This is a genomic window from Stappia sp. ICDLI1TA098, from assembly GCF_054880955.1.
Window position 1 is genome coordinate 1,248,475 of the sequence record NZ_JBTZBT010000001.1, and the last position, 25,433, is coordinate 1,273,907.

The 25,433-nt window shown below is 66.3% G+C and carries 22 protein-coding genes; 6 read left to right on the top strand and 16 right to left on the bottom strand.

Annotation, left to right across the window (positions count from 1 at the left end):
• The first annotated feature begins 70 nt into the window (after positions 1-70).
• From ACSLUQ_RS05635 to ACSLUQ_RS05650, 4 genes are all read left to right on the top strand, one after another.
• A complete protein-coding gene (locus ACSLUQ_RS05635) occupies positions 71-1,687 on the top strand; it encodes an EAL domain-containing protein (RefSeq protein ID WP_417774393.1) in 1,617 nt (538 codons plus the stop codon).
• Between the two features lie 105 nt (positions 1,688-1,792).
• On the top strand, positions 1,793-2,773 hold the full coding sequence (locus ACSLUQ_RS05640) for a D-alanyl-D-alanine carboxypeptidase family protein (protein ID WP_461807929.1): 981 nt from the start codon (positions 1,793-1,795) through the stop codon (positions 2,771-2,773).
• 120 nt (positions 2,774-2,893) lie between these two features.
• Complete coding sequence (locus ACSLUQ_RS05645; RefSeq protein ID WP_461807930.1) at positions 2,894-4,480, top strand: sensor histidine kinase; 1,587 nt, start codon at positions 2,894-2,896, stop codon at positions 4,478-4,480.
• A complete protein-coding gene (locus ACSLUQ_RS05650) occupies positions 4,470-5,291 on the top strand; it encodes a response regulator (RefSeq protein ID WP_461807931.1) in 822 nt (273 codons plus the stop codon). The genes ACSLUQ_RS05645 and ACSLUQ_RS05650 overlap by 11 nt, the downstream gene beginning before the upstream one ends.
• Positions 5,292-5,460: 169 nt before the next feature.
• Here the strand turns inward: ACSLUQ_RS05650 and ACSLUQ_RS05655 are convergent, their stop codons facing one another.
• From ACSLUQ_RS05655 to ACSLUQ_RS05675, 5 genes are all read right to left on the bottom strand, one after another.
• On the bottom strand, positions 5,461-6,750 hold the full coding sequence (locus ACSLUQ_RS05655) for a TRAP transporter large permease (protein ID WP_461807932.1): 1,290 nt from the start codon (positions 6,748-6,750) through the stop codon (positions 5,461-5,463).
• On the bottom strand, positions 6,747-7,265 hold the full coding sequence (locus ACSLUQ_RS05660) for a TRAP transporter small permease (protein WP_461807933.1): 519 nt from the start codon (positions 7,263-7,265) through the stop codon (positions 6,747-6,749). The genes ACSLUQ_RS05655 and ACSLUQ_RS05660 overlap by 4 nt, the downstream gene beginning before the upstream one ends.
• Positions 7,266-7,331: 66 nt before the next feature.
• A complete protein-coding gene (locus ACSLUQ_RS05665; protein WP_461807934.1) occupies positions 7,332-8,354 on the bottom strand; it encodes a TRAP transporter substrate-binding protein in 1,023 nt (340 codons plus the stop codon).
• Positions 8,355-8,445: 91 nt separating this feature from the next.
• The gene (locus ACSLUQ_RS05670) at positions 8,446-9,861 is read right to left on the bottom strand and encodes an FAD-binding oxidoreductase (protein WP_461807935.1); all 1,416 of its coding nucleotides are present in this window, start codon (positions 9,859-9,861) and stop codon (positions 8,446-8,448) included.
• A gap of 118 nt (positions 9,862-9,979) precedes the next feature.
• The gene (locus ACSLUQ_RS05675) at positions 9,980-10,885 is read right to left on the bottom strand and encodes a dihydrodipicolinate synthase family protein (RefSeq protein WP_461807936.1); all 906 of its coding nucleotides are present in this window, start codon (positions 10,883-10,885) and stop codon (positions 9,980-9,982) included.
• 279 nt (positions 10,886-11,164) lie between these two features.
• Here ACSLUQ_RS05675 and ACSLUQ_RS05680 point away from each other — a divergent pair, with 279 nt between their 5' ends.
• On the top strand, positions 11,165-11,953 hold the full coding sequence (locus tag ACSLUQ_RS05680) for an IclR family transcriptional regulator (RefSeq protein WP_417774402.1): 789 nt from the start codon (positions 11,165-11,167) through the stop codon (positions 11,951-11,953).
• 25 nt (positions 11,954-11,978) lie between these two features.
• Here ACSLUQ_RS05680 and ACSLUQ_RS05685 read toward each other — a convergent pair whose 3' ends face one another.
• From ACSLUQ_RS05685 to ACSLUQ_RS05725, 9 genes are all read right to left on the bottom strand, one after another.
• Entirely contained in the window at positions 11,979-12,785 is an 807-nt protein-coding gene (locus ACSLUQ_RS05685) for an IclR family transcriptional regulator (protein ID WP_461807937.1), read from the bottom strand.
• Positions 12,786-12,887: 102 nt separating this feature from the next.
• On the bottom strand, positions 12,888-14,594 hold the full coding sequence (locus tag ACSLUQ_RS05690) for a dihydroxyacetone kinase family protein (RefSeq protein WP_461807938.1): 1,707 nt from the start codon (positions 14,592-14,594) through the stop codon (positions 12,888-12,890).
• A 15-nt stretch (positions 14,595-14,609) separates the two neighbouring features.
• A complete protein-coding gene (locus ACSLUQ_RS05695) occupies positions 14,610-16,142 on the bottom strand; it encodes a tripartite tricarboxylate transporter permease (RefSeq protein WP_461807939.1) in 1,533 nt (510 codons plus the stop codon).
• A gap of 16 nt (positions 16,143-16,158) precedes the next feature.
• Positions 16,159-16,686 (bottom strand): tripartite tricarboxylate transporter TctB family protein, encoded by a 528-nt coding sequence (locus tag ACSLUQ_RS05700; protein WP_461807940.1) that lies wholly within the window; start codon positions 16,684-16,686, stop codon positions 16,159-16,161.
• Entirely contained in the window at positions 16,683-17,651 is a 969-nt protein-coding gene (locus ACSLUQ_RS05705) for a tripartite tricarboxylate transporter substrate binding protein (protein ID WP_461807941.1), read from the bottom strand. The genes ACSLUQ_RS05700 and ACSLUQ_RS05705 overlap by 4 nt, the downstream gene beginning before the upstream one ends.
• A gap of 127 nt (positions 17,652-17,778) precedes the next feature.
• On the bottom strand, positions 17,779-18,699 hold the full coding sequence (locus tag ACSLUQ_RS05710) for a dihydrodipicolinate synthase family protein (RefSeq protein WP_417774408.1): 921 nt from the start codon (positions 18,697-18,699) through the stop codon (positions 17,779-17,781).
• A 363-nt stretch (positions 18,700-19,062) separates the two neighbouring features.
• Entirely contained in the window at positions 19,063-19,443 is a 381-nt protein-coding gene (locus ACSLUQ_RS05715; RefSeq protein ID WP_417774409.1) for a VOC family protein, read from the bottom strand.
• A gap of 256 nt (positions 19,444-19,699) precedes the next feature.
• Positions 19,700-23,092, bottom strand: coding sequence for an acyl-[ACP]--phospholipid O-acyltransferase (locus tag ACSLUQ_RS05720; RefSeq protein ID WP_461807942.1), 3,393 nt, complete (start codon positions 23,090-23,092; stop codon positions 19,700-19,702).
• 58 nt (positions 23,093-23,150) lie between these two features.
• On the bottom strand, positions 23,151-23,432 hold the full coding sequence (locus ACSLUQ_RS05725) for a YiaA/YiaB family inner membrane protein (RefSeq protein WP_461807943.1): 282 nt from the start codon (positions 23,430-23,432) through the stop codon (positions 23,151-23,153).
• Positions 23,433-23,617: 185 nt separating this feature from the next.
• Here ACSLUQ_RS05725 and ACSLUQ_RS05730 point away from each other — a divergent pair, with 185 nt between their 5' ends.
• Positions 23,618-24,199: a TetR/AcrR family transcriptional regulator gene (locus ACSLUQ_RS05730; RefSeq protein ID WP_417774412.1), complete on the top strand. Its 582-nt coding sequence runs from the start codon at positions 23,618-23,620 to the stop codon at positions 24,197-24,199.
• Between the two features lie 357 nt (positions 24,200-24,556).
• Here the strand turns inward: ACSLUQ_RS05730 and ACSLUQ_RS05735 are convergent, their stop codons facing one another.
• Together ACSLUQ_RS05735 and ACSLUQ_RS05740 are read right to left on the bottom strand one after the other, a co-directional pair.
• Positions 24,557-25,003 (bottom strand): iron-sulfur cluster assembly scaffold protein, encoded by a 447-nt coding sequence (locus ACSLUQ_RS05735; protein WP_461807944.1) that lies wholly within the window; start codon positions 25,001-25,003, stop codon positions 24,557-24,559.
• Positions 25,000-25,431 (bottom strand): DUF1641 domain-containing protein, encoded by a 432-nt coding sequence (locus tag ACSLUQ_RS05740; protein ID WP_461807945.1) that lies wholly within the window; start codon positions 25,429-25,431, stop codon positions 25,000-25,002. The genes ACSLUQ_RS05735 and ACSLUQ_RS05740 overlap by 4 nt, the downstream gene beginning before the upstream one ends.
• Positions 25,432-25,433 lie beyond the last annotated feature (2 nt).

Sequence of the window (25,433 nt, forward strand, 5' to 3'; positions counted from 1 at the left end):
AAGCCCATCTTCAGGGCTCATTTACCAAAACTGTGCAGGATAGCGACATCGGTCAATCTCGGAATCGCGCGTGTCCCATCGCTATGCCCTGTTCTTTCGAACGCTGACACTCGCGCTCGCACTTGCGATAGCGCCGCTGATCGCTGCCAACTACATCCTGAGCAACTACGCCGAGGCACAGGCTGAAAGCGAGATGAAGGCGATCGCCGAGCGCTACATCCTGCGCGCGGAAAAGGCCATCGGCGACGCCGTGTCGGTTCTCCAGAAGCTGCACCAGGGCGGTTTCGTCACCTGCGCGGCTATGGACCGGGCGGCCTTTCATGCCGGTCTGCTCGAAGCTCCCTTCGTCCAGATGATCGGTGTGGTCGACAGCGGCGGCGTGCTCATGTGCAACGTTCCCGATGAGGCGACCAGCGGCAAGCCGGTGCTTCCCGTGCTGCAACCGGATTCGCCGCTCGTCGGCATCGGCATGCGCGACAAGAGCTACGAGGGCACCAACGTCGCGCTGGTGAGCTGGCGGATCGGCAACGGCCAGCGGCTGCTCGCCGAAATCTCGCCGGTCTCGATTTCCATCGATCCGGGCGCGGAATACCTGCGCCCCTTCCGCCATGTGGAGCTGCAGCTCGGCGACGGTGTCGTGTGGCTGCGCTCGGGCGAGGAGAGCAGCTTCGATGCGACCGCGGCCGAGCGCCAGCTCGCCGTCACCGCTCTTTCCAGCAAGTATCCGATGTCGGCGACGGTGACGGCTCCGGTCTCGGCGGCCGAGACCATGGTCAAGGATCTCAAGGTGGTTGCGGCGATTGCCAGCGTTGGCGTCGCGATCCTGTTCGTGGCGTTCGGCGTGTGGTTCTCGTGGCGGCCGGAAAGCGAGGCGGAGGACGATTTCGTCCAGGCCATCCGCAAGAGCGAGTTCGTGCCCTACTACCAGCCGGTCATGGACATCGAGACCGGGCGGCTTCGCGGCTGCGAGGTGCTGATGCGGTGGGTTCGCCCCGACGGCACGGTCATTTCGCCCGGCGCCTTCATGACCTTCGCCGAGACCTCCGGCCACGTCTTCGAGATGACACGGCAGATCATGCGCAAGACCTGTGTGGAGGTCGGCGACCTTTACTACCGGAATCCGGATTTCAAACTGTCGCTCAATCTGTTTGCCGGTCACTTCGAGGATCGCAGGATCGTCGACGACCTGCGCGAGATCTACGGGAACTCGCAGATTGCCTTCCAGCAGTTGGTGATGGAGGTGACCGAGCGCCAGCCGCTGTCCGACATGGAGACGGCGCGCAAGATCATCGCCGAGATGCAGGCCCTGGGCCTGCGCGTCGCGCTCGATGACGTCGGCACCGGCCACGGCGGCTTCGCCTATCTCCAGAAGCTTGGCATCGACATCATCAAGATCGACAAGATGTTCATCGACAGCCTCGGGACGGACGACAATTCCACGACCATCGTCGACACGATGGTCGAGCTTGCCGACAATCTCGGCATGGGCATCATCGCGGAGGGCGTCGAGACCATGGAGCAGATCGAGCGGCTGCGCGCGCTCGGCGTGTCCGCTGCCCAGGGCTATATCTTCTCTCCGCCGCTTCCCGCCAATCTGTTCATCGATCTGGCAGAGGCGCTCGCCAGCAACGGCGAGGGCGCCGGCGAGGAGGACGAGGACACCGAGGACGCCGCCGCAGTCGCCTGAGGCCCTCCATCCCGTGCAGTTCAGCCATGCGCCGTCTTGCGGCTTTTTCCGTGAGGCGGCTTTCGCTATGGTGGCGCCGTTTCGTACCAGCAGGCGGCAGTTCTCGTGTCCAGTTCCTCCCTTTCTCCTCGTTCCCTCGAAACACGCATCCACAGCGGACGACGCGCCCGCCTGCGCTTTGCCGCGCTCGCGGGTGCGCTCGCCCTGGCGCTTGCTGCCTGCCAGGGGGCGCGGGATAGCGGGCGTACAACGGCGCTTGCGCCCGTCACGCCGTCTCCGGCGGTCGCCTCGGCGGCACTTCCGGCTCTCCAGGACAGCGGAGCGTCGACCTCGGATCTGGCCTATGCTCCGGTCGGTAGCGCGGTGGTGCGCGGACATTCGGTTATCGTCGTGGATGCGGCGTCAGGGCGCGTGCTGCATGAGGAGGCCGCCGACGGTCTGCGCTATCCTGCGTCGCTCACCAAGATGATGACGCTCTATCTGCTCTTCGATGCGCTCGACCGTGGAGAGGTGACGCTCGACACACCGCTGAAGGTGTCGGCCAACGCGGCGAGCCGGCCGCCGGCCCGCCTCGGCCTCAAGGCGGGAACCACGATCCCCGTGCGCAAGGCGATCCAGGCCCTGGCGGTCAAGTCGGCCAATGACGTGGCCGTGACGGTGGCGGAAAACCTCGGCGGCTCGGAAGATGCCTTTGCCGCGCGGATGATGGCGAAAGCCCGCGCGCTCGGCATGACGCGGACACGCTTCGTCAATGCCTCGGGCTTGCCCGATCCGCGTCAGGTGACGACGGCCCGTGACATGGCGATCCTCGCGCGGGCGCTGAAAACGCGCCATGCGGACCGGGCCGGGGCGTTCACCGCGCGGTCCGTCAGCTATGGCGGAAAGACCTTCAAGACGACCAACAATCTGCTCGGCCAGGTCGCCGGCGTCGACGGCATCAAGACCGGCTACATCAGCCTTTCCGGGTACAACCTGGCGGCTTCCGCCGGGCGCGGCGGACATCGTGTCATCGCCGTCGTGATGGGCGGCAAGAGCGAGGCGGCGCGGGACGCGGAAGTGGCCGAGATACTTGAGCGCTATCTCTAGGTTCCGCGCTTTTTCACGTGTGATGATAGGTATATTTTGCGATACCTAAACTTTTAATCTTCGTGTTTGTTCGATTTGAAGGAGGGTGACGCAGGGTTGTTCCGTTGAAGGAGGACTGCGATGCCCATCATCCACGGCAATTTCTCGGCGAGCGAACTGCTCCGGCACATTTCCGCATCCGTGCATCAGGGCATCGCTGTGATGGACGCCGACCTGAACTTCGTCCTCGTCAACAAGACCGCGGCCGCGATGCTCGATTTGCCGGAGGAATTCCTGGAGCGCAGCTTCTCGCTCGAGGAACTCATCCGCCTGAGTGTCGTGCGCGACGGCGTGGAGGATGTCGAGGCCGAGGTCAGCACACGCATCAAGGTCGCGATGGAGCGCGCGCCGCATGATTTCGAGCGCGTCCGCCCGGATGGCAAGGTCATCCGCATTCAGGGCACGCCGCTTGAGGGTGGCGGCTTCGTCACGATGTTCACCGATGTGACCGAGCCGTACCGCCAGAAAGCCTCGATCCTTGAGGAGAACGACCGCCTCGAACTCCGGCTCAAGGAGCGTTCGCTGGAGATTGAGCAGAATCGCGGCATGCTGCTCGCCGCGGTGGATGCGGTGCGTGATGGGCTTGCCATCGCCGACGACAAGGGGCGGTTGCTTCTGGCCAACAGCAGCTTCCGCAAGATCCTGTCGGGTGTTGAGGACAGGCTCGTCGCCGGCGCCGACGTGATCGAGGTCCTGCGCCAGGCAGAGGGCGACGATCTCTCCGAGGCGGTCGCCGAATTCCGCGGCGACGGGGCGACGGAGCACAAGTTCTCGGGCGGCACATGGTACCGGGTGAGTTGCCGGCCTACCGGCGACAACGGGCTGATCTTCAAGCTCACGGACATCACAGCCTTCAAGAAGCAGCATTCCAAGCTGCGCCGGCACACGGACGAACTGGTGCGCATGCTGCGCCAGGAGATTCAGCTCAACGAGATGCAGCGTGAATTCGTCTCCATGGCCTCGCACGAGTTTCGCACGCCGCTTGCGATCATCGACAGCAACGCCCAGCGCATCCTGCGGCGCATCGAGGATATCGACACGCAGGCGCTGGCCACGCGTGTTGGCAACATTCGCGAGTCGGTCGACCGGATGCAGTATCTGATCAACCGCTTCCTCAACGCGTCCCAGTCGGAGACCGGCGACCTCGAGCTTGAGCTGGCGCCAAAGCCGTTGCGTGACGTGGTTGAGAGCGTGTGCCGACGCCAGTCGCGCATCGCCGCGACCCATGCAATCGACATCGACCTGGGCGGGCTCGGCGAGGAGGCGATGATCGACCAGAACATGTTCGAACAATGCCTGATCAATGTGCTTTCCAATGCGGTGAAATATTCGCCCGGCGCCGAGAAGGTGCAGGTCACCGGCTCGCGCAAGGGGCGCTACAACGTCATCCGCGTTCGCGATTATGGCGTCGGCATTCCCGCCGACGAGATTCCCAAGATCTGTAACCGCTACTTCCGCGCGTCGACATCGAGCGGCATCGCGGGCACGGGCATCGGCCTGAACATGGCTCAGATGGTGATGAAGAAGCATCGGGGCAGGCTGGTCGTGACAAGCAAGGTCGGGGAGGGGACGAGCGTCGATATTCTTCTCCCGGTCTTTGAAAGCGGTGTCAGGGATGGCGCCGGGCAGAACGAAGTTAAGCAGGAAAGGGCAGCACATGGGGCGTAAGGCAAAGATCCTGTGCATCGAGGACGAGCGTCTGCTGCTGGTCGATCTGGTCGATGAACTGACGGATTCCGGTTACGAGGCGTTGGCCGCCAACAACGGCGCCGAGGCGATGGAGCTGCTGAAGAAGCACACGCCCGATCTCGTTCTGTGCGACATGATGATGCCGGCGATGGACGGACCGCAGGTGCTGCGCCGGGTGCGCGAGGAGTTCCCGCGCCTGAGCCGCATGCCGTTCATCTTCCTGACGGCGCTGGCGACCCGCGACGACATCATCAGCGGCAAGCGGCTCGGGGCGGACGACTATCTCACCAAGCCGATAGACTTCGACCTGTTGTTCGCCACGATAGAGACGCGGCTGTCGCAGGTGGCGCGCATCGACGGGCTCTACCGCACGCAGCTTCAGAAGATCCAGGAAGCCATCTTGAAGAAGTCGAGCAGCAAGGGACCGGTGCGGATTTCGATTGTCGCCGGGCCGGCGAAGATCAGCGAGCCGATCAAGTCGGCGCTGGAGGAGCTGGGCTGTGTGGTGACGCTCGTGTCGGAGGAAACGCTCAAGCACAGCCAGGCCGACTTCAGCCACGAGGATCTCGTTTTCCTCAACTACTCGAAGATCGTTCACCTCTGCCTGAAATACATCGTCGACCGCAGCAAGGCGGCGTCGAAGGCGAAGATCATCATGCTGTCGCCGCCGAACCTGACATCGGAGCAGAAGGACGGTCTGTCCCAGACGGGGGTCGACGGTTTCATCGAGTATCCGTATCGGCCCGTGGAGGTCTTCAAGCAGGTCATGGAACGCCTCCAGCCCGCATGAGGTCGCCGGGTGCAGGCAGCGATGCCTGTTTCCGGCCGGCCTTCCTCCCGTTCACTCCGCTCCTTTCCCCCCTCCCGTCGGGGCGGAGCCGGGAGGAAGGCCATAACTGCCACCGGGCGCCGCGAGGCGCCCGGTTTTTTGTCGTGCGGTCGTCGCCGGACCGGCTGCGTCAGAGCAGGCCCATCATGCGCGGCAGGAAAAGGACCGTCTCCGGCACATAGGTGATCAGCATCAGCACCGCGAGGGCCGCCAGGAAGAAGGGCATCATGTGCCTCACCATGCGCTCTATCGGTATGCCGAGCACGATGGAGCCGGTGAACAGCGCGGTGCCATAGGGGGGCGTGATCAGGCCGATCACCAGATTGAACGTGGCCATGACGCCGAAGTGCACCGGATCGATCCCGAGTTCGACGGACAGGGGCATCAGGATCGGCATGACGATGAAGATCGCCGGCAGCATGTCCATGAACAGTCCCCAGAACAGCAGGAAGACGTTGATGATCAGCAGGACGAGGATCGGGTTGTCGGTGATGGCGAAGATCGTCCGCGCCACCAGCGCGGGCACCTGCTCCGTCGCCAGGACCCAGGAAAACACGTTGGAGGCGCCCGTCAGCATCAGCACGGCGGCCGAGAGCGTGCCCGAGCGCAGGAAGATGCGCCACAGCAGTTTCGGGTCGGGCCGCATTCCGGTTTCCGCAAGCAGCAGCAGGAAGCCCCAGCCGACGGCGGCGGCGGAGGCCTCGGTCGGGGTGAAGACACCCGACAGGATACCGCCGAGAATGATGCCGGGCATGGCCAGGAACGGCAGTGAGCCGACGACGATCCGGGCGGCTTCGCCCGCCGACCGGCTCGGACTGCGCGCGATGTTGTTGCGACGGGTGGTGATGAAGACGGCGATGGCTATGGCGATGGCGACGAGCAGGCCCGGCACGAGGCCGCCGACCAGCATGCCGCCGATGGAGGTGCCGGTGACCGCGCCGACGAGCACGATCGGGATGGAGGGCGGAATGATCGCCCCCTTGATCGAGGTCGACACGGTGAGCGCGGCGGCGAAGTCGCGGCTGAAGCCGGAGCGCGTCATCATGTCCGTCTGCATCCGCCCGAGCGCCGCGATGTCGGCGATGGAGGAGCCGGAGCAGCCTCCGAAGAGCATCGAGGCGAGGATGTTGACGTATCCGGTGCCTCCACGAAGACGTCCCACCAGAAGCTGGGCGAACTTCAGCAGCCGGTCCGCGGTGCCGGACGCCACCATGAGCTCGCCCGCCAGCATGAAGAAGGGGATCGCCATGATGGTGAAGAAGTCGATGCCGTTGAAGAACTGTTGCGCGACGAGGTACATCGGCTCGCCGGCAACGGTGAAATAGACGATGCAGGCCAGCAGCATTCCGAACGATAGCGGAAAGCCCGCGACCGTCAGCAGGCCGAAGGCGACCAGCATCCAGGCAAAGGCGGGGTTCATTCAGTGACCTCCTTGACGTCGGCCTGCTCGTCGAGGTCGACAAGCGGTGGCTGGAGCTGCTTGAAGGCCAGCATGATCAGCATTGCCGCGGCACCGATGGGCACGGCGAGAAAGATCCAGAAGTATTGGATGCGCAGGGCGGGGGTGCGCATCCGGCCGTCGTGAAGCGCGACGTCGAGGCCCTGCCAGAACAGAACGGCGAAGGTCGCCGCCATCAGCGCGACCAGCAGGCGGGCGATCCATGGCTGCGCGGCGGCCGGCAGCATGTCGGTGAAGATCGTCAGTCGCGGGTGCTGGTCCGTCCGCAGGGCGACCGCGCCGCCGAGGAAGGCCATGAAGATCATCGTATAGCGGGCAAGCTCTTCACCCCAGAAGAAGGCGATGCCGAAGACCGAGCGCCCGATCACCAGGGTGAGCACCACCGCCACCATGATGACGAGCGACAGCACGACGAGATTGCTGAAGAGGAGCTGGAAGAAGCGATCCAGCCTGCCGATCCATCCTCGCGAAGTCATCCTGGACCTCCCTTGTTGGTGGAAAGAGGGACCGCCCGCGCCTGGCGCGGGCGGCAAGGAGGCAGGTCAGAAGCCGGCGCCTGTGGTTTCCATGTGGGCGAGGAAGCCGTCGACGAACTCCTCGCCGAACTCCTCCACCGCCCAGGCCTTGGTCGGCTCGATGCTCGCTGCGCGGAAGGCCGCGAACTGTGCCGGCGAGAGGGTGTGAACCTCGACGCCGTTCTTGCGGATCTCGTTGATGCCGATCAGGTCCTGGACCGCGCCGATGCCGTCATGCGCCAGTGAGGCTTCCGCGTCGGCGGCCAGGATGGCACTGCGCTGCGCCTCGCTCAGGCCCTGCCACCAGTCCTCATTGGTGATCATCGCGCCCGTCGTCATGACGTGCTGGGTCTCGGTGAGATGGCCCTGCACCTGGTAGAAACGCTGCAGGATGATGTTGGAGGGGGTGTTCTCCTGGCCGTCGACGACGCCGGTCTGCAGCGAGGTGTAGGTCTCCAGGTAGGGGATCGGCACCGGCGTTGCGCCCAGGGCCTCCATCATCTTCTGGTGCGGCACCACTTCCATGGTGCGGATGCGCAGGCCCGCCATGTCGGCCGGCTCCATGATGGCGCGCGTCTTGGAGGTCATGTCGCGGAAGCCGTAGGGGTGGAGCGAGATCACGCGGATTCCGGTCTCGGCGGCCACCTCGTCGAGCAGCTTGGCGATGAACGGATTGTTGCGGTTCATCGTGGCGTTGAAATGCGCGCGGCTTTTGAACAGGAACGGCATGTCGACGATGCTGAGCTTGGAATCGCCCAGCGAGGCGAGGACACCTGAGGCGACATTGGCAAAGCCCAGCGAACCGCGCGAGATCTGCTGAACCATGGCGCGCTGGTCGCCGAGCTGTCCGTTGGGGTAGAGCTCGACGTCGAACTCGCCGCCGGTGAGACGGCCGACCTGGTCGGCGAAGACGTGCATGTAGGCGGAGACCGGCGCCGTTGCCGGATCATCCGGATCGGCCCATGTGGCCTTGAGCGTCTCCTGCGCGGCGAGCGGTTGCGCCGTCACGAGCGCGGTGGCGAGAAGTGCTGCTTTCCATCCCAGTTTCATGTGTTCCTCCCTGGTGGCGAAGGCGTGCTGCTTCGCTTTTCTGACTGGCTCGCATCCGGCGGGGCTCCTCCACCCCGGTCGAAGGCGACCTTCATCCGGGCGGCGGGTCGTGCCGCTGCGGAATGAGCTTGCCGGGATTCATCAGCCCCAGCGGATCCAGCGCTGCCTTCACGGCGCGCATCACCTCGAGCCCCTCGCCATGTTCCTCGGCGAGGTAGCGCATCTTGTGCAGGCCGACCCCGTGCTCGCCCGAGCAGGTGCCGCCGTAGCGGATCGCCCGCCAGCTGACCCGGTCGGCGAGCGCATCGGCGCGGGCGCGCTGGTCGGGGTCGCGGGGGTCGAAGAGAATGCCGAGATGGAAGTTGCCGTCGCCGACATGCCCGACAATGGGAACGGTGAGGCCGCTGGCGCAAACGTCTTCCTGGGTTTCCAGAAGGCAGGCGGCCAGGTTCTCGATGGGCACGCAGGCGTCGGTGCCCATGTTGCGCGAACCCGGCACGAGCGCGATGCAGGCCTCGTAGGCATGGTGGCGCGCGCTCCACAGAGCCGTGCGCGCCTCCGGCGTCTCCGCCTCGCGCCAGGACAGGCCGCCCGTGTCGCGGGCCATTTCCTGGAACAGGTCGGCCTGCTCGCGCACGGCGCCGGGCGTGCCGTGGAATTCGACGAAGAGCGTCGGGGCGGCCTGCATGTTCTGAAGTCTGGAATAGCGGATGCAGGCATCGGCCTGGACCTCGTCGAGCAGTTCGAGCCGAACCACACGCAGGTCCATCTGCCGGGCGAGAGTGGCCGTCTTCACCGCCGCCTCGAGCGTCGGGAACTGGCAGACCGCCGAGATCACCGCCTCGGGCTGGCCGACGAGCCGGATGCGCAATTCGGTGATGATGCCGAGCGTTCCCTCGGAGCCAATGTAAAGACGGGTGAGGTCGTAGCCGGTGGCCGACTTGCGGGCGCGGCTGCCGGTGTGCACGACGCGGCCGTCGGGGGTGACCACGGTGAGGCCCAGGACGACGTCGCGCATGGTGCCGTAACCGACGGCGTTGGTGCCCGAGGCGCGAGTCGCGGCCATGCCGCCGAGCGTCGCGTCGGCGCCCGGGTCGAGCGGAAAGAACAGCCCCGTGTCGCGCAGCCGGGCATTGAGTTGCAGGCGCGTTACCCCGGCTTCGACATGGCAATCCAGCGAGCCGGTTGAAACGTCCAGGACGCGGTTCATGCGCGTCAGGTCGACGCTGACGCCGCCGCGCAGGGCGGCGACCTGTCCCTCGAGCGAGGAGCCCGCCCCATAGGGGACCATGGGGATGCGATGGGCGTGGCAGATGCGCGCGAGGTCTGCGACCTCGGCGGTGGTCTGCGGATAGGCGACAAGATCGGGCATGCCGGCGTCCGGCAGTCCCTCGCCGTGGCTGTGGTGCGTGCGCTCCGCCTCGGAGGCGACCAGCCGGTCGCCGAGCAGCGCGCGCAGGGCCTCGCCGGCGGTGGCCAGGGCAGCGGGGCGCGGCCGTTCAGTCATGGCGCCGTCCCGTTCCGGCGCGCGCCGCCGCGGTCGGGTTTCCGTCTCGTGTCATTGCATCCCCCCTGCAATCGCGGCCGGCAGGAGAGGGCGCCCCTGGCGGGCGCCCTCCCTGTCGTCAGGCCGGCTCGGTCAGCTTCTCGTACTTCAGCACTTGCGAAAGCGCGGCGCGGATACGCTCCGCCTGGGCCGCGCTGGTGGCGGGCATCGGCGCTCGCGGCAGGCCGCTCGGCACGCCCTGTTGCGACAAAGCATATTTGACGTTCGCCGGCAGATTGTCGGCCGAGATGGTGTTCCAGAAGCGCAGCAGACTTTCGTGGATCTCGCGCGCCAGCTTGTGGTTGCCCGCCTGCACGGCATCCCAGAGCGCCACGCAGACGCCGGGCACGGCGGCCGGGTTGGCGGCGATGGTTCCGCAGGACCCCATGGCGAAGGAGGGATAGAGCAGCGCGTCCACCGCCGAGAAGATCAGCGCGTCGTCGGGCGCGGTGATCATCAGGTCGGCGAAGAGCTTGAGGTCTCCGGCGCTCTGCTTGACGCCGATCACATTGGGGATCTCGCGGATGATCTTCACCAGGAGCTCCGGCGAGAGATAGTTCCACGGCACCACGTTGTAGATCAGGATCGGCAGGTCGGTGGTGTCCGACAGGGTCGTGAAATGGGCGTAGGTCGCCTCCGCATCCGGCTTGAAGACGTAGTGCACTGGCGTGATCTGCAGCGCGTCGATGGCGAATTTCGTCATCAGCCGCGCCTTGTGAACCGCGTCGCGGGTCGAGTTTGTGATGATCCCGGCGATGACCGGAACGCGGCCCTGTGCTTCCTGCGCGCAGATTTCCGCCACCCGCTCCAGTTCCTCCGACGTGAGCGTGTGACCCTCGCCGGTGCTGCCGCCGAAGCAGATGCCGTGGACCCCGCGTGAAATGACGAAACGGACGTTCTCGCGAAGCGCCGCCTCATCGATCTCTCCGGCCGCATCGAAGGGCGTCACGATCGGCGGAATGATCCCGTGGATCTTGTGTTTCATGGAAATGCTCCTCTCCCGTATTTCGGTGGAGGAGTATCTGTGGGTTTTCCTCTCCGTCAAACGGAAATTCGAATTCAAAACCACAATGCGGGATTGGAATTGATTTTCTTTTTGATGCAAGTCGAAGAAGCAGCTATTTTTGAACAATTGTGCAATGCGATAACGCTCACGTCTTTATTTGCACTGCAATATTATACCGGAATGCGGGATTTGTGTTTGGTTGTAGGAAAATCTGATTGCTACTATTAATCTCGTAATGCGGGATATGAGGGAGGGGAGATGGAGACCAAGAACGTCAAGACGCTGGGCAAGATGGTGAGCGTGCTGGATTGCTTCTCGACAACGGAGCGCACGCTCTCCGTTTCGGAGATCGCCGAACGCACGGGGTTGCCACGCTCCACGGCGCACCGCTCCATTCTGGCGCTGAAGGAGGTCGGCTTCCTCGAGCAGGACCGGGCTCGGGATGCGTATCGCCTCGGCTTGCGGCTGTTCCAGCTCGGCGCCACAGTGCTCAACAATCTCGACCTGCAACGCAAGGCGCGGCCGATCTGCGAGGCGCTGAGCAGCCTCTCCAGCGAGAGCGTGCATCTGTGTGTGTTCGACGGCGAGCGCATGGTCTTCGTCGAGCGCGCTGTCGGTGGCCCGACGGGCGAGCAAAACGACACCATCGTGATGGAGATCTCGCCCTGCTACTGCACGGGGGTGGGCAAGGCGACGCTCGCCTTTCAGCCAGAGCCGATCATCAACCGGGTGATCGCCGCCGGCCAGGACCGCTTCACGCCCCACACGATCGTCGAGCCCTCGGCGCTGCTGGAGGAACTGGCCGGGATCCGCGAGCGCGGCTACGCGCTCGATCGTGAGGAGCACAAGATCAACGTGCGCTGCGTTGCGGCACCCATTCGCAATTCGTCGAACCGGGTGATCGCGGCCCTTTCGGCCAGCGGCCCGGCGCGGCGCATGCCGGAAGAGCGCCAGCTTCAGCTCGCGCCCTATGTGATCGGCCACGCCGAGGCGATCTCGAAACGTCTCGGCTGGGTGGCCGACGCCAATGCGGGAGCGGTGGTCTGAACGGGGTCGCATGGCGCGCCGGCGTTCAGGCGCCGGTGTAGCCGAGGCTGCGCGAGATCTGGTCGGCGTGATAGACCACCACCTTGGCCAGTTCCTCGACGTCGGCCTCGGTGAGGCGCCAGTTGGGGCCGGAGACGGACAGGCCGGCGAAGACCTTGCCGTTCTGGTTGCGGATCGGTGCTCCCACGCAGCGCAGGCCGGGGCGGTGTTCACCTTCGTCGAGCGAATAGCCGCGTTCGCGGATGACACGCAGTTCCTCGCGCAGGCGGTCGCCGTCGGTGATGGTTGTGTCGGTGTATTTCGGCAGCCCGCTTTCGACCAGCCGGTCGACGACCTCGTCGGGCTGAAAGGCGAGCGCCGCCTTGCCGACGCTGGTGCAATGCGCCGGGGCGTTTTCGATCCGGTTGACCCCGGAGGCCGGGTCGCTGCCGGTTTCCGTGCGCCGGATCACCACCGCCCGGTAGCCGTCGAAGATCGCCAGCGTCACCACATGGTCCGTCATCCGGTCGAGCGCATCGACGATGGGGTAGGCCTCACGGTGAATGTCGAGGTTGGACAGTGCCATGTTGCCGAGCTCGAAGAGCTTCAGGCCGAGCCTGTAGGCGTCGCGGTGCCGGTCCTGATCGAGAAAGCCCACGTCCCGCAAGGAGGCCATGAGCCGGTGCGTCGTCGACCGCGGAAAGCCGGTCCGGTCGCTGATCTCGGCAAGCGACAGGGTTCTGTCGTATGTCGTGAAACAGTCGAGCACCCGCACCAGTTTGCCGAGCGACTTCATTCCTTCATCGCGTTTGACCGGCGTTGTCTCCGGTGCCCGAGCATCGTTCTGGTCCATGAATTCCGCATCTTCCCTTGGGGCCGGCTGCGAATCTAGCGCAGCCGGCTTCAACTGTCTCGTGTTTCGGCCGGGTTTCACACCCCGCCGGACGGGGCGTTCTCAGCCTTGCCAGGTCCCGCTGGCGTCCTTGCCGGCAAGGGCGGCCATCCAGATGGCGACGGCGACCGCGCCACCGTCGGCATGCCCGAGAGCTCGGTCGCCGAGGTAGCTGGCGCGGCCGAGCTTGGGCGACATCTCGCTGGTCGCCTCCGCTCCCTCGCGCGCAGCCGTCGCGGCCGCCGCGAGCGCCTCCTCAAGGGGGCGGCCGGACTGCCGCGCCGCCTGCCAGGCGGCGAGCGCGGGGGCAAGCGCATCGACCATGGTGCGGTCGCCGGCCTTTGCTCCGCCAATGTCGGAAACGGCACCGATGCCGGCCGCGAAGGCGCGGTCCCAGTCCTCGTCAGCCGGCTGTGCGCTGTCGGGCAGGGCATGGGCCGCACGCATCAGGGCGGATGCGTAGAACGGGCCGGAGCTTCCGGCGATTGCCCGACGCATGGCGTCGGCAAGGCTCATGAGGAACAGGCGCGGGGTGTTGTATGCGCCGTCCGGCAGGGCCTTCAAGGCTTCCGCTCCGCGGTACATGCTGGCGCCGAGATCGCCGTCGCCGGCCTTGGCATCCAGGTCGGTGAGCAGCGTTTCGGCCGAGATCATGGACTGTGCCGCGCGCGCGCCGGCGGCCTTCAGTGCCGGGGTCAGGGGGCCTGCCTGAGGCGCGGGGATGGTGCTTTCGACCTGCCTGCCAGCAACGCGCTTGCCGGTGCCCACGCCTGCGGTCGCCGGCCAGACGCGGACCTTCGTCGGTGCTGCGAGCCAGGTCGCGCGCGCATCGTCGATTGGCAGCAGCGTGATCGAGCAGCCCGGCATCTCCAGCGCGGTCATGAAATTCCCCGTCCAGATCATCTCCGGTCGGAGGCCGCGCGTCTTCAGGCTGTCGAGCGCGAGCCCGGCGATGATCGCCAGCTCCATCGGCGGGGTGCCACCGAGCCCGTTGATCAGAACGCCGACGCGCCCCTTTGACGGCAGTTCCGCGACCAGCGTGTCGAGCAGGCGGTCGACGATCTCGGTTGCGGGACGCATGGGACTGCGTTCCACGCCCTTTTCGCCGTGAATGCCGAGGCCGAACTCGATCTCGTCTTCGCCCAGTTCGAAACCCGGCTTGCCGGCGGAAGGGACGGTGCAGGAGCCGAGGCCGACGCCCATGCTCACCAGGTCGCTTGCGACGCCGCGGGCGAGCCCGGCGATCTCCTCCAGCGTCCGCCCGCTTGCCGCCGCCGCGCCCGCGACCTTGTGCACCAGCACGGTGCCGGCGATACCGCGTCGGCGGTCGCGAGGCACGCGCTCGCCGAGCGCCACGTCGTCGGCGACGAAGACCACTTCCACCGGGATGCCTTCCTCGCGCGCCATCTCGGCGGCGAGCGAGAAGTTCAGCCGGTCGCCGGTGTAGTTCTTGACCACCAGCACGCAACCTTTGGGGCCGGAGGTGGCGAGGATCGCCGCCAGCACCGCATCGACACTCGGCGAGGTGAAGACGTCGCCGGCGACGGCGGCCGACAGCATGCCTTCGCCGACATAGCCCGCGTGTGCCGGCTCATGCCCGCTGCCGCCGCCGGAAATGATCGAGACCGGGCGCTTTGCCGTGTCCTGGGGAATGTCGGCGCGCAGAACGACAGCCTCTCCCTCCAGCAGCGCCAGCGCCGGGTCGCTGGCGACCAGGCCCTTGAGCAGGTCGGCGACGGTGTTGCGCGGGTCGTTGATGAGCTTTTTCATGGCAGGACCTTTCGTTCAGTGCGTTTCCGGATGGCGCGAGGCGTGTGCCTCCGCATGCCGGAGAGATCGGGTCGCGGAGATCTTCCGCCAGGCGATCCGCGCGAGCGGAATCAGCCACACGAGCAGAGTGACGACGCCGAGTGTGGCGGAGACGTGGCGTTCGAAGAAGCCCAGGAAGTCGCCGCGCGAGGCAATCATCGAGGTGAGGAAGTTGCGCTCCACCAGCGGGCCCATGACGAGGCCGAGGATGACGGGCGCAACGGGGATCGCGGCGCGGGAAAAGATCCAGGCCATGATGCCGAAGCCTATCATGACGCCAACATCGAAAAGCGAGTTGTTGACCGAAAAGGCGCCGATTGCACAAAAGAGCAGGATGCCGCCGTTGAGATAGGCGCGCGGCACGGAGAAGATCAGCCCGGCGGCGCGGATGGCGAGATAGCCGAGCGGCAGGATCAGCAGGTTGGCGATCAGGAAGATGAGGATGACGGCGTAGAAGTTCTGCGGATTTTCCGTCAGCAGTTGCGGGCCGGGGTTCAGCCCTTTCATGAACAGGACGCCGACCGCGATCGCCGTCACCGCGTCGCCTGGAACGCCGAAGACGGTGGCCGGGATCCAGGCGGAACAGAGCGCGGCGTTGTTGGTCGCGCCCGCCTCGACCAGCCCTTCCGGGTGCCCGGTGCCGAATTTTTCGGGCGTCTTCGAGGCGCGGCGCGCGTTGGCATAGGAGATCCACGCGCCGAGGTCTCCACCGGCGCCGGGAAGCGCTCCGATCAGCGTGCCGAGGCCGGCGCCGCGCAGAAGGTTCACCCGATACCGGCGCAGGATCGTTCCGACGCCGGCGAAGGGATTGCGAATGCGGGTGACGCCTCCGGTCGCGCCGGTCTGGGTTCCGTTCATCAGCTCGCTGATGGCGAACAGGCCGATCATCGCCGGGACGAAGGACAGGCCGCCCATGAGGTTGGTGCTGCCGAAGGTCAGCCGCGCGGCGCCGGTGAGCGGGTCCATGCCGACGCAGGAGGCGAGCAGGCCGACGAACAGCGCGAAGGTCGACTTCGCCAGCGAGCCGCCGGTGACGAGGGCGCAGCAGGACAGGCCGAGGACCGCCAGCCAGAAATACTCGAAGCTGGAGAAGCGCAGCGCCGCCGTGGCGAGCGCCGGGGCGGCGATGGCGAGCACGGCGAAGCCGAACAGGCCGCCGAGGAAGGCGGAGACCAGAAGCGTGCCGAGCGCCTGCCCGCCGTCTCCCTTGCGCGTCATGGCGTGCGCCTCGTCCGTATAGGCGGCGGAGGACGGGGTTCCGGGAATGCGCAGCAGCGCGGCGGGAATGTCGCCTGCCGTGATCGCCATGGTCGTGCAGGCGATCACCGTCGCGATGGCCGGGATCGGGTCCAGATAGAAGGTGAAGGGCACGAGCAGCGCGGTCGCCATGGTCGCGCTCAGGCCCGGGATCGCACCGACGAAGAGACCGAAGGCGCAGGACAGCAGGATCGCCAGCAGCGTTGTCGGCGTGCCGACCAGCGCCACGGCCTGCGCAAGGGTGTCGAGCATTGAACGGGCCTTCCTCTCAGAACAGGCTGCCGGCAGGCAACGGGACGCGCATGACTTCGGCGAACGCCAGATGGACGGCCGCGCCCAGCACGAGCGTTGCCCCCAGCGCCGGCAGCCAGCGCGCGCCGCTGGCCTTCATCAGCACGAATGCGGAAAGGGCGGCGGCCGGCAGGAAGCCGATGGCCGGCGTCGCCGCCAGCGCGGCGACCAGAAGTGCGGGAACGAGCAAGGCGAAGCGCAGGGACTGCGGTGCAGCGCCGCGGGGGGCGCCGACCGGGAGGCGGCGGACCGCGCCGAGACCCATTGTCACGCCGAGGCCGGTGAAGACGACGCCGCAGATCGTCAGCAGCAGGCCTGGCCCGATCACCGTGCGCGGGATCATCGCCCGGTAGTCCTGTGCGTGGATGACGAGTGCCACGCCCATCGCCAGCGACACGCCGGCGATGACAAGATCGAGAAGCGGGGAGGTTTGCGAAGGCCCGGGCGGGGACGCCCCGGCGGATGCCGGGGCGCTGTCGTCCGTGGTGGACGGCCTGCTCGTCATTTGGCGAGGCCCGCTGCCTTCAGCGCGTTGCCGAACTGGGCGTCGCGGTCGGCGAGATACTGTTCGAACTTCTCCGGCGGGAGGTAGGTCGGGCCGAACTGGCGGGCTTCCATGAAGGCCTTGAACTCGTCGGAGGCGGTAACCTTCTCGAGCGCGGCGCCGAGGGTTGCGACGATCTCGGGCGCGGTCCCCTTGGGCGCGGCGAGGCCGCGCCAGCCGCTGATGGCGACGTCGAGGTTGGCCGCTTCCTTGACCGTCGGCACGTCCGGATAGTTGACGTTGCGCTCGGTGCCCAGGGTGGCGAGCGGACGGATCTCGCCGGCGTCGAGCAGCGCGCGCGCCTCCGGGAACTGAACCACCGCCGCCTGGATGACGCCCGAGGTCAGAAGCTGGAGCGCGGGGGCCGCGCCCTCGGAAGGCACCCAGAAGGCTTCCCCGCCGCCGGCCTCGTTGACGAGCTGCGCCCAGGCGAGATGGTTGACGCCGCCGATGTTGGCGCCGCCCGCCGGCACGGCGGCGCTGTCCTGCTTGAGCGCGTCGACGAGGCCCTGCAGGGTCTTGTAGGGCGAGCCGGTGGCCACGAAGACCGCGCCGTAGTCGGCGTTGAACAGGCCGATGGGCGTGTAGGACGTGTAGTCGAGGTCGGACTGGCCGAGCCAGTGGAACATCGACAATTCGGTGGTGATGTTGCCGAGCGTGTAGCCGTCGGGCTTGGCCTCGGCCATGTCGGTGTGGCCGATCACGGCACCGCCGCCGGTGCGGTTGACGACATTGACCGGTTGGCCCAGCTCGTCCTGCAGCAGTTTGGCGACGATGCGCGCCGTGGCGTCCGAGCCGCCGCCCGCCGACCAGGGGCAGATGATGGTGACGGCGCGGTCGGGATAGTCGGCGAAGGCGGGGCCACTGGCGAGCATGAGCGCCGCCGCGGCGGCGAGGGTGGCTGTGCGCTTGAACTTCGTGATCATGGGGCTTCCTCCATAGAACCCTTTGGCTTTTTTCAGTCGGTCGCGCGCCCGCTCCTCCGGGTCCGCAACCGGTGCCGCCGCCCCGGCCCTGTGGGGCTGGGCGGCGGCCGTCAGTTCGGCGAGGCGGTCAGATCAGGCCCTTGAGGGCGGCGTCGATCGCCGTGCGCTGCTCGGCCGTGACCGGCTCCATCGGCGCGCGCGGTGCGTACATCGGCAGGCCCTGGCAATGCTGGATGTACTTGACGCAGGCCGGCAGGTTGTCGTGGCGCAGCGCGTTCCACAGCGTGTTGAGGCGGCGGTGCAGTTCCAGCGCCTCGGGGTGATTGCCGGCGCGCGTCAGCTTGAAGAGCTTCGTCGTCGCGCCGGGCAGGGCGGCGGTCAGCGCCGAGATCGCGCCATCCGCGCCGAGCGCGAAGCCCGGGTAGAGCAGGGCGTCGATGCCGGTGAGCACGATGTTGTCGGGCTTGCAGGTCTGGATCAGGTCCGAGAGCGACTTCAGGTCGCCGGAGCTCTGCTTCATGCCGACCACGCCGGGCACCTCGTCCATGACGCGCAGCATCAGGTTGATGTCGAGGTAGTTCCACGGGATCACGTTGTAGATCAGGATCGGGATACCCGTTTCTTCCCAGATCGTCTTGAAGTGGCGCACCGTGGCGTCGGCGCCGGGCTTGAAGAGATAGTGCACCGGCGTGACCTGCAGCGCGTCGATCTTCAGCCCGTCGAGCATCTTCACCCGGTCGATCGCCTCCTTGGTGGAGTTGACGATCAGCCCGGCGACAAAGGGCGCGCGCCCGTCGACCGCCTCGGCGGTGGCGAACATTGCGTCGCGGAATTCACCGTCGGAAAGCGCGTGTCCCTCGCCCGTGGAGCCGCCGGCGACGACGCCCGAGGCGCCTGCGGCGAGCGTCCATTCCATCTGCGCGGCAATCGCCTCCGGCAACAGCCGGCTTTGCGCGTCGAACGGCATGGTCACCGGGGGCAGGATGCCGGTGAGCCGCGACTTCAGCGCAGGCTTGTCCAGCGCGCTGATCCTAGCATCGACGTTCATTCAAAAATCCCTTCCATTCCGATTAGCGGAATCTAGTTCCGATAAAACTGTAGGGACAGAGAAAGCCTGTCGTCAATCTGGAATCTCAAAATAAGGTCTGTCGTTCCGTATTGCGGGATTTGCACTCAAGCCAGAGCATGTCGGGCACTGGTGCTCGGTACCGCGCGCGCGGCGCCCTGACACCTGAAGGCATGGGCACGAAAGCCCTTGCGGACGCTATGGGTCACGTCATTCTTTGGGCCTGCGAGGGCCTGCAATGGCTTGCAGCGGTGAGGCGCAGCCGGTTCGAGCGAACCGCTGAAAAGGAAGGGGGGGGATTGTCGCGACTGCTGCGGGAGATGGACGAAGGCTTTTTGCGGAGGATCACTCAGTGCGTTGCGGCTGTGTCGTTTCCAGGTGGGTAAGCACGTTGACGAGGCGGCCAAACGGGTCGCGGACGTAGAATCGCCTCACGCCCCAGGGCTCCTGCCGGGGGCCATATTCCACGGCAAGTCCTGCCGCTCTGGCGCGTTGCAGCACATCCTCGAAATCGTCGACCTCGATCGAGAGATCGGGGACCGGCGTGCCGGAGCCTCCCTCGCTGGCGATGCTGATCTGCGGCGCGCCGAGGGCGGGCGGTGCGGCGAAGGTCATGATCCAGCCGTGGTCCATGACGACGTCGAGGCCCAGGATCTCGCTGTAGAAGGCGCGAGCGGCATCGGGTTGTGGTGCCGCGATGTTGGCGACTATGCGCTTGACCACCATAATTCTCTCCGTCGTTGAGCGGTTTACATGATCCGGCCGCGGCGGGAGGGCGCCGGCCGCCACCGAGGCTAGGGCCGACAGGGCGCCGGCCGCAATCTTGTCGTGCCAGGTGGGGATGCGCCGGAGCGGCTTGAGGCTGCCGCGGGTGTTCCAGGCGGGGCGCTGCGGGAGGCCGATGGAGAGGGTGCCTCACGCGGGAAAAAGGCCGTGCGCCGCTCAAAGCGGGCACGGCCTTGCGGATGTCGGCGGTTCGGCCTCAGCCGGTCTGGTCTCCGGCTTGGGCCAGCCGGTTGATCGCGGCGAAGTCGAGCTTGCCGGTGCCCAGAACCGGAACCTTAGCGACGGCGCGGACCTCGGCCGGAACCATCAGATCCTGCGCGCCGGTCTTCCTGGCGTGAGCGAGGAAATCGGCGCGGGTCGCGGTCGGACATTCGGTGATGAGCACCAGCCGCTCGCCCTTGCGGTCGTCGGCCATGGCCGCCACCGCCGACAGGTGTCCAGGCCACAGATGGCCGGCCATCTCCTCGACCGCGGCCAACGACACCATCTCGCCGCCGATCTTGGCAAAGCGTTTCGCCCGGCCCTTGATCGCGAGGAACCCGTCCTCGTCGATGTCGACGATGTCACCGGTGTCGTGCCAGCCGTCGCCAAGCGGACGAATGACGCCGGGCTCCTCGGCGAGCAGGTAGCCGAGCATCACGTTCGGGCCCGCGACATGCAGCCGACCGCCAACCTCGACGCCGGGCACCTTCTCAAGCCGCGCCGTCATGCCCGGCAGCAGTTTTCCGACCGTGCCCGGCTTGTTGAACATCGGCGTGTTGATGGCGATGACGGGGGCGGCCTCCGTGACGCCGTAGCCTTCCAGAATGCGAACGCCGAAGCGCTCCATGTAGGTGTGGCGGGTGGACGGCTTCACCGGCTCCGCGCCTGCGAAGCAGTAGCGCAGCGAGCGGAAGTCGTAGGCATGGGCCATCCGCGCATAGCCGTTCAGGAACGTGTCGGTGCCGAACAGGATCGTCGCGTTGGAGGCGTAGATCAGCTCGGGAACGATGCGGTAGTGCAGCGGCGAGGGGTAGAGGTAGATCGGCACGCCGGAGACGAGCGGCAGGATGGTGCCGGCCGTCAGGCCGAAGGAATGGAACATCGGCAGCACGTTGAAGAGCTTGTCGCTCGGCGTGAAGTCGATGCGCGCCGCCGCCTGCGCCGCGTTCGCCAGGATGTTGCGGTGGCTCAGCACCACCCCCTTGGGCTGGCCCTCGGAGCCGGAGGTGAACATGATCGCGGCGACCTGCGAGGCGCTGCGGGTCGCCAGCGGTCGGGTGCGGTTCAGGCGTCCGACGACCTTCCGGGCGAAGCCGATTTCCTGGCGCACGTCCTCCAGCCAGATGAAGCGCACCTGCTGACCGACTTCGGCGATGAGACCGTCGAGCTTCGCCTGGGTGATGAAGGCGCGCGAGGACAGCACGGTCGTGACCTTGGCGGAGCGGCAGGCGGAGGCGATGTTGCGTGCGCCGGCAGTGAAGTTGATCATCGCGGGCACCTTGCCCGCGGACATCAGCGCCAGCATGGTCACGACAGTGCCGTTGGCGTTGGGCAGCATCAGACCGACGTTTTCCTCGTCCGGCAGCATGTCTGTCAGCTTGCGCGCGAGCACGGCCGCGCCGGTCAGCAAGGTGCCATAGGTGAGGGGGCCGGTGATCGGGTCCTCGATGGCGGTCGTCTTCATGCCGCGTTCACGCGCCGTGTCGATGACCCGCTCGACCACGGTCTTGTCCTCGCGGATGCTGGTCGAGAACATCAGGTCGGACATGATGCCGTAGAGCGCGGAGCCCGCCGCCGCGCGGCGCTTGCGACCCTTCAGATCCTCGGCCACGGTCAAGTGCTGCGGCTCCAGGATCGTCACCGTCACCTTCGGGAAAAGCCGTTTGCGGATCTGCGTCGGGCTCAGATAGGAGAACGGCGTCTTCTCGAAACCGTCGATGCGGATGGGCACGATCTTCGCCCCGGTCTTGTCCGCGACCATGGCCGCGCCGTCATAGACCTTCATCAGGCTGCCGGTGACGGTGATCCTTCCTTCCGGGAATATGACCATCGGCTCGCCCGCATTGACCACCTTGATCAGCGAGCGCGTCGCCATCGGCTTCGCCGGGTTGACCGGCAGGGCGTTGGCGAGCTTCAGGAACGGCTTGATCCAGGGCTTGCGCGCGACATGATAGTCGATGGCGAAGGTGGGCTTCCGCTCGCTCAGAGTCAGCGCCATGGCGGCGTCGAGGTAGCTCACATGGTTGAGCGCCAGGATCGGTGCCTCACCGGCGTTCTGCAGGTTTTCCAGCCCCTTCACCTCCATGCGGAAGAAGGCGCGGTAGATGATGGAGATGAGGTCGCGGAAGGGGGAGGTCGGCAGCGTCTTGAGCATCACCACGGCGGCGAGAGCGTTGAGCGCGGCCAGCACCAGCATCACGCTCGACACGCCGAAGCCCAGTTTCTGCGCCACCGCGAGCGCGACGCCGGCGACGACCATGGTGGCCGCGCCCAATGCGTTGGCACCCGCAATGGTCCGTGCCCGGTGATCGGGGGCAGCCCAGGTCTGCAACGCGGTGAAGGTGGGGACCACCAGCATCGCGCCGGCAATCGCCAGCCCCGCCATGTCGAGCGCCATGCGCGCCACGCCCGCCTGGCCGAGGAAGTCGGCGAGCGGAAGCTGGGCGGCCGGGGCGGCGAAGCCGTTGACGGCGAAATGGATGTCGAGGCTGAAGAGCGCCATCAGCGCTGTGCCCAGCACCGCCGGCAGAAGCACGACCCGGCCGGCGCAGAACCATGCGGCAATGGCCGAACCGATGCCGATGGAGACCGCGAAGACGGTAAGGAAGAAGGTGATGGCCGCTTCGCCACCGCCCATCACCTCCTTGACGATGACCGGCAGCACCGCCATCACCACCGCACCCGCGACCCAGAACCAGGCGCTCATGGCGGCGACGCGGAACAGGCGGCTGTCGCGGGCGAGATCGGCGAGGATGGCCCAGGTCGAGCGCAGGATGTTGGCGTCGATCTTCAGGCCGGGGGCCGCGACCTGCGTGGACGGGATCTTGCGGCTGACGAGATAGCAGACGGCGGCAAGCGTCATCATGACGGGCGCGAAGAGGAGCGGAGCCTCGCCGCGGGCGAACAGAAGGCCCGAGGCGATCGTCCCGCCGAGAATGGAGATGAACGTGCCGGCCTCGATCCAGGCATTGGCGCGCGGCAATTCCTCGGTGTCCAGGTGATAGGGCAGGATGCCGTATTTCACCGGGCTGAACAGCGCCGAGATCGTGCCGAAAATGAAGAGCGCGACGAAGAGGAGGGGGATCGACTGGAGCGCCATGCCGGCAACGGCGACCGCCGCGCCGCCGACTTCGGCAAGCTTCAGCCGCCGCGCGACGGTTGCCATGTCGCAGCGGTCGGCGATCTGGCCGCCCATCGCGGAAAGCAGCAGGAAGGGGGCGATGAAAACGGCGCCGGCCAGCGAGACGAGCGCGGCGGAGCCGTCGGCGACGTGGAACAGGATCAGGAAAACGAGCGCGTTCTTCAGGAAGTTGTCGTTGAAGGCGGACAGGAACTGGGTCCAGAACAGCGGCGCGAAGCGCTGCGATTTCATCAAGGATCTGGTCATGAGGGCCTCCCTTGAGGGCAGTGGGGCCGTGCGCGGCCGGCAGAGGAATTTTGCGGCATCAGGATTTGCCGGAGGCGCCGACATCCATCAGCAGCTTCTCGGTGCGGGCATTCTCGATACGGTTGTGGAACTTCAGCGCTTCCTCCCGGTCGCGCAGGGTCTTGGTCAGCGCCACCGTGGTGTGCACCAGCATGACCGCGGCCATGGCGTAGAAGCCCTTGGCGGCGAAGCTCGCCTCCATGGAGTAGATGCCGATCGTCGTCATTGTCGCGGCGACGGCGAAGCTGGCCATCGTGAACAGCGTCCAGGCCTGCGAATGCTTGGGGGCGAAGTCTTGCATGGCGGTGTCTCCTTGAAAGTCGGGTCAGTTGGTTTCGGCGTGACGTGCGATGCGGCGCGGTTGCGCGGGGCGGACTGCACAAGTGAACAATGTTCACCATTTGACAAAATCACGCTGGGGAGGCAGGGTCAAGAAGAAAATGAACAATGTTCAATTATCGGGTCGGGGCAGGACGAATGGCGGGCATGCAGAAGGCTAGGAGCGAGGAGACGCAGCGCCGGGTGCTGGCGGCGGCGACCGCGCTGATGGAGGAGGGGGGCTTGCGCGCCCTGCAGATCCGCGCGGTGGCGGAGCGGGCGGGCTGTTCGGTCGGCTCGGTCTACAAGCACTATGCCGATGTCGACGCGTTGATCATCGCGGTGAACGGCATAACCCTGACACGCATCCGCGCGGCGATGACGGCGGCAACAAGGGGGCTGTCCGGTCCGGTTGTCCGCCTGAAGGCGCTCGCCGCCGCCTATCTCGGTTTCGCGCGCGACAACGCCAACCTGTGGCGCGGCCTTTTCGACCACGATCTGCCCGATGACAAGCCGATCCCGGAGGAGCACAGGCAGGAGAACGTCATGCTGCTCTCCTTCATCGGCAGCGAGATACACGCCCTCGATCCGAGCCTGAACGAGGCGGCTCTCGCCGCGCGCGCCCGCACCTGTTTCGCCGCCGTCCACGGCCTCGTCGCCATCAGCCTGGAAAAGCGTTTCATCGGCCTGCCGGGCGCCTCGCTGTCGAGCGAGATGGACTTTCTGGTCGAGCGGCTGGCGGGAAGGTGAAACGAAGCGCTTCCCTGCCTCGGCCATGGCCGCCGGAGCCGGATCGACGCTTCCGCAAGATGAATTTGCGTGCTCCTACGGTCCAGCGGGAGCCGTCGGACCAAAAGATCCAGGCAACCGCTTTGCGCCCTCATGGCGGTCGTTCGCGACAGTAGCCCCAGATCCCGTAAGCAGCCATTCGCTGCGCTCTGCTCTAAGGTCTGGGCAGGGCGGTGAGCCGACCTTCGCCGCAGGTGCGAAGATGACACTTCGGGCAGGCGAAAGCGGCCTTTCAACTCCTCAAGGACCCGGCTCCCAGTGCTGCGTTGCGCATCAAGGATCGACTGTGCGCAGAAGCAGGGCGTAGCACCTGCCAGTTCATCCCAGTTGCCTGAAACCCTCATCGATCGCTTCGAAGGGCAGCATGATCGAATCGAACCGCGTCGGGAATCCGCGGGCGGCGGAAAAGACTGACAACTCTTCCCATGGCGGGGCAAAGGCCTGTTCCTGCCCCTGCAGCAGGTCCCATAGTGCCGCCGCGGCCGCAGCAACCTCAGCCCGGCTCTGACCGACGGCGACGTCGGTGACCAGGCCCAGCGAGGCCATGCCCAGGGTGCAGGCCCGCGACCGCCAGCCAAGAGCGGTGATCCGGCCCTGCTCGCGCACCAGGTCCAGGGTAATCGTGCTGCCGCAAACCTGGCTTCTGCGGGAAACCGTAACCTCCGGGGTCTTCAACCGGCGGTCGGAACGCACCCGAGCGGCAAGCTCTCGGATGCGCGGTCTGTAGAGGGCGGCCAGTTCCGCCTCATTCGTGGTCCCGGTCAATCGACGTCGGGCTCGGGCATCGCCTGGCGGCCCAGCACGGCAAGAAACTGCAGCGCAAAATGCATCCCGCGCCGAACATCCTCATCGCCCGCGGCGCGCAGCAGGCCCAGGCGCGACGGCACCGGGGTGGTTGCCGCCTGATTGGCCGCGTAACGCGCCGCATTGCCCAGCGCCCAGACGGTGCCGGTGATGTCCTCATAGGCTGTCATCATCTTCTGGATCATGGCGTCATCGGCCATGTCCACACCGTCCGAGGCAAGCGACATCAGGTCGATGACATTGTGCAGGCGCCGGCCCTGGATCAACGGGGCGAGCTTGTTGGCCAGATCGATCAGGCCCTCCTCGGTTGCCGCGTCGGAAAAGACGCCTTCCTGATTGAGACGTTCGAGCAGCGGGGTTTCCGCGCCGTTTGCTGTGGGGTTCGCCATGG

Coding starts and splice junctions, on each gene's coding strand:
- ACSLUQ_RS05690 (WP_461807938.1), bottom strand. CDS start 14,594: ATGAAAAAGCTCATCAACGACCCGCGCAACACCGTCGCCGACCTGCTC.
- ACSLUQ_RS05660 (WP_461807933.1), bottom strand. CDS start 7,265: ATGACTTCGCGAGGATGGATCGGCAGGCTGGATCGCTTCTTCCAGCTC.
- ACSLUQ_RS05685 (WP_461807937.1), bottom strand. CDS start 12,785: ATGGACCAGAACGATGCTCGGGCACCGGAGACAACGCCGGTCAAACGC.
- ACSLUQ_RS05695 (WP_461807939.1), bottom strand. CDS start 16,142: ATGCTCGACACCCTTGCGCAGGCCGTGGCGCTGGTCGGCACGCCGACA.
- ACSLUQ_RS05700 (WP_461807940.1), bottom strand. CDS start 16,686: ATGACGAGCAGGCCGTCCACCACGGACGACAGCGCCCCGGCATCCGCC.
- ACSLUQ_RS05680 (WP_417774402.1), top strand. CDS start 11,165: ATGGAGACCAAGAACGTCAAGACGCTGGGCAAGATGGTGAGCGTGCTG.
- ACSLUQ_RS05665 (WP_461807934.1), bottom strand. CDS start 8,354: ATGAAACTGGGATGGAAAGCAGCACTTCTCGCCACCGCGCTCGTGACG.
- ACSLUQ_RS05725 (WP_461807943.1), bottom strand. CDS start 23,432: ATGCAAGACTTCGCCCCCAAGCATTCGCAGGCCTGGACGCTGTTCACG.
- ACSLUQ_RS05655 (WP_461807932.1), bottom strand. CDS start 6,750: ATGAACCCCGCCTTTGCCTGGATGCTGGTCGCCTTCGGCCTGCTGACG.
- ACSLUQ_RS05650 (WP_461807931.1), top strand. CDS start 4,470: ATGGGGCGTAAGGCAAAGATCCTGTGCATCGAGGACGAGCGTCTGCTG.
- ACSLUQ_RS05675 (WP_461807936.1), bottom strand. CDS start 10,885: ATGAAACACAAGATCCACGGGATCATTCCGCCGATCGTGACGCCCTTC.
- ACSLUQ_RS05710 (WP_417774408.1), bottom strand. CDS start 18,699: ATGAACGTCGATGCTAGGATCAGCGCGCTGGACAAGCCTGCGCTGAAG.
- ACSLUQ_RS05740 (WP_461807945.1), bottom strand. CDS start 25,431: ATGGCGAACCCCACAGCAAACGGCGCGGAAACCCCGCTGCTCGAACGT.
- ACSLUQ_RS05730 (WP_417774412.1), top strand. CDS start 23,618: ATGCAGAAGGCTAGGAGCGAGGAGACGCAGCGCCGGGTGCTGGCGGCG.
- ACSLUQ_RS05705 (WP_461807941.1), bottom strand. CDS start 17,651: ATGATCACGAAGTTCAAGCGCACAGCCACCCTCGCCGCCGCGGCGGCG.
- ACSLUQ_RS05720 (WP_461807942.1), bottom strand. CDS start 23,092: ATGACCAGATCCTTGATGAAATCGCAGCGCTTCGCGCCGCTGTTCTGG.
- ACSLUQ_RS05715 (WP_417774409.1), bottom strand. CDS start 19,443: ATGGTGGTCAAGCGCATAGTCGCCAACATCGCGGCACCACAACCCGAT.
- ACSLUQ_RS05670 (WP_461807935.1), bottom strand. CDS start 9,861: ATGACTGAACGGCCGCGCCCCGCTGCCCTGGCCACCGCCGGCGAGGCC.
- ACSLUQ_RS05645 (WP_461807930.1), top strand. CDS start 2,894: ATGCCCATCATCCACGGCAATTTCTCGGCGAGCGAACTGCTCCGGCAC.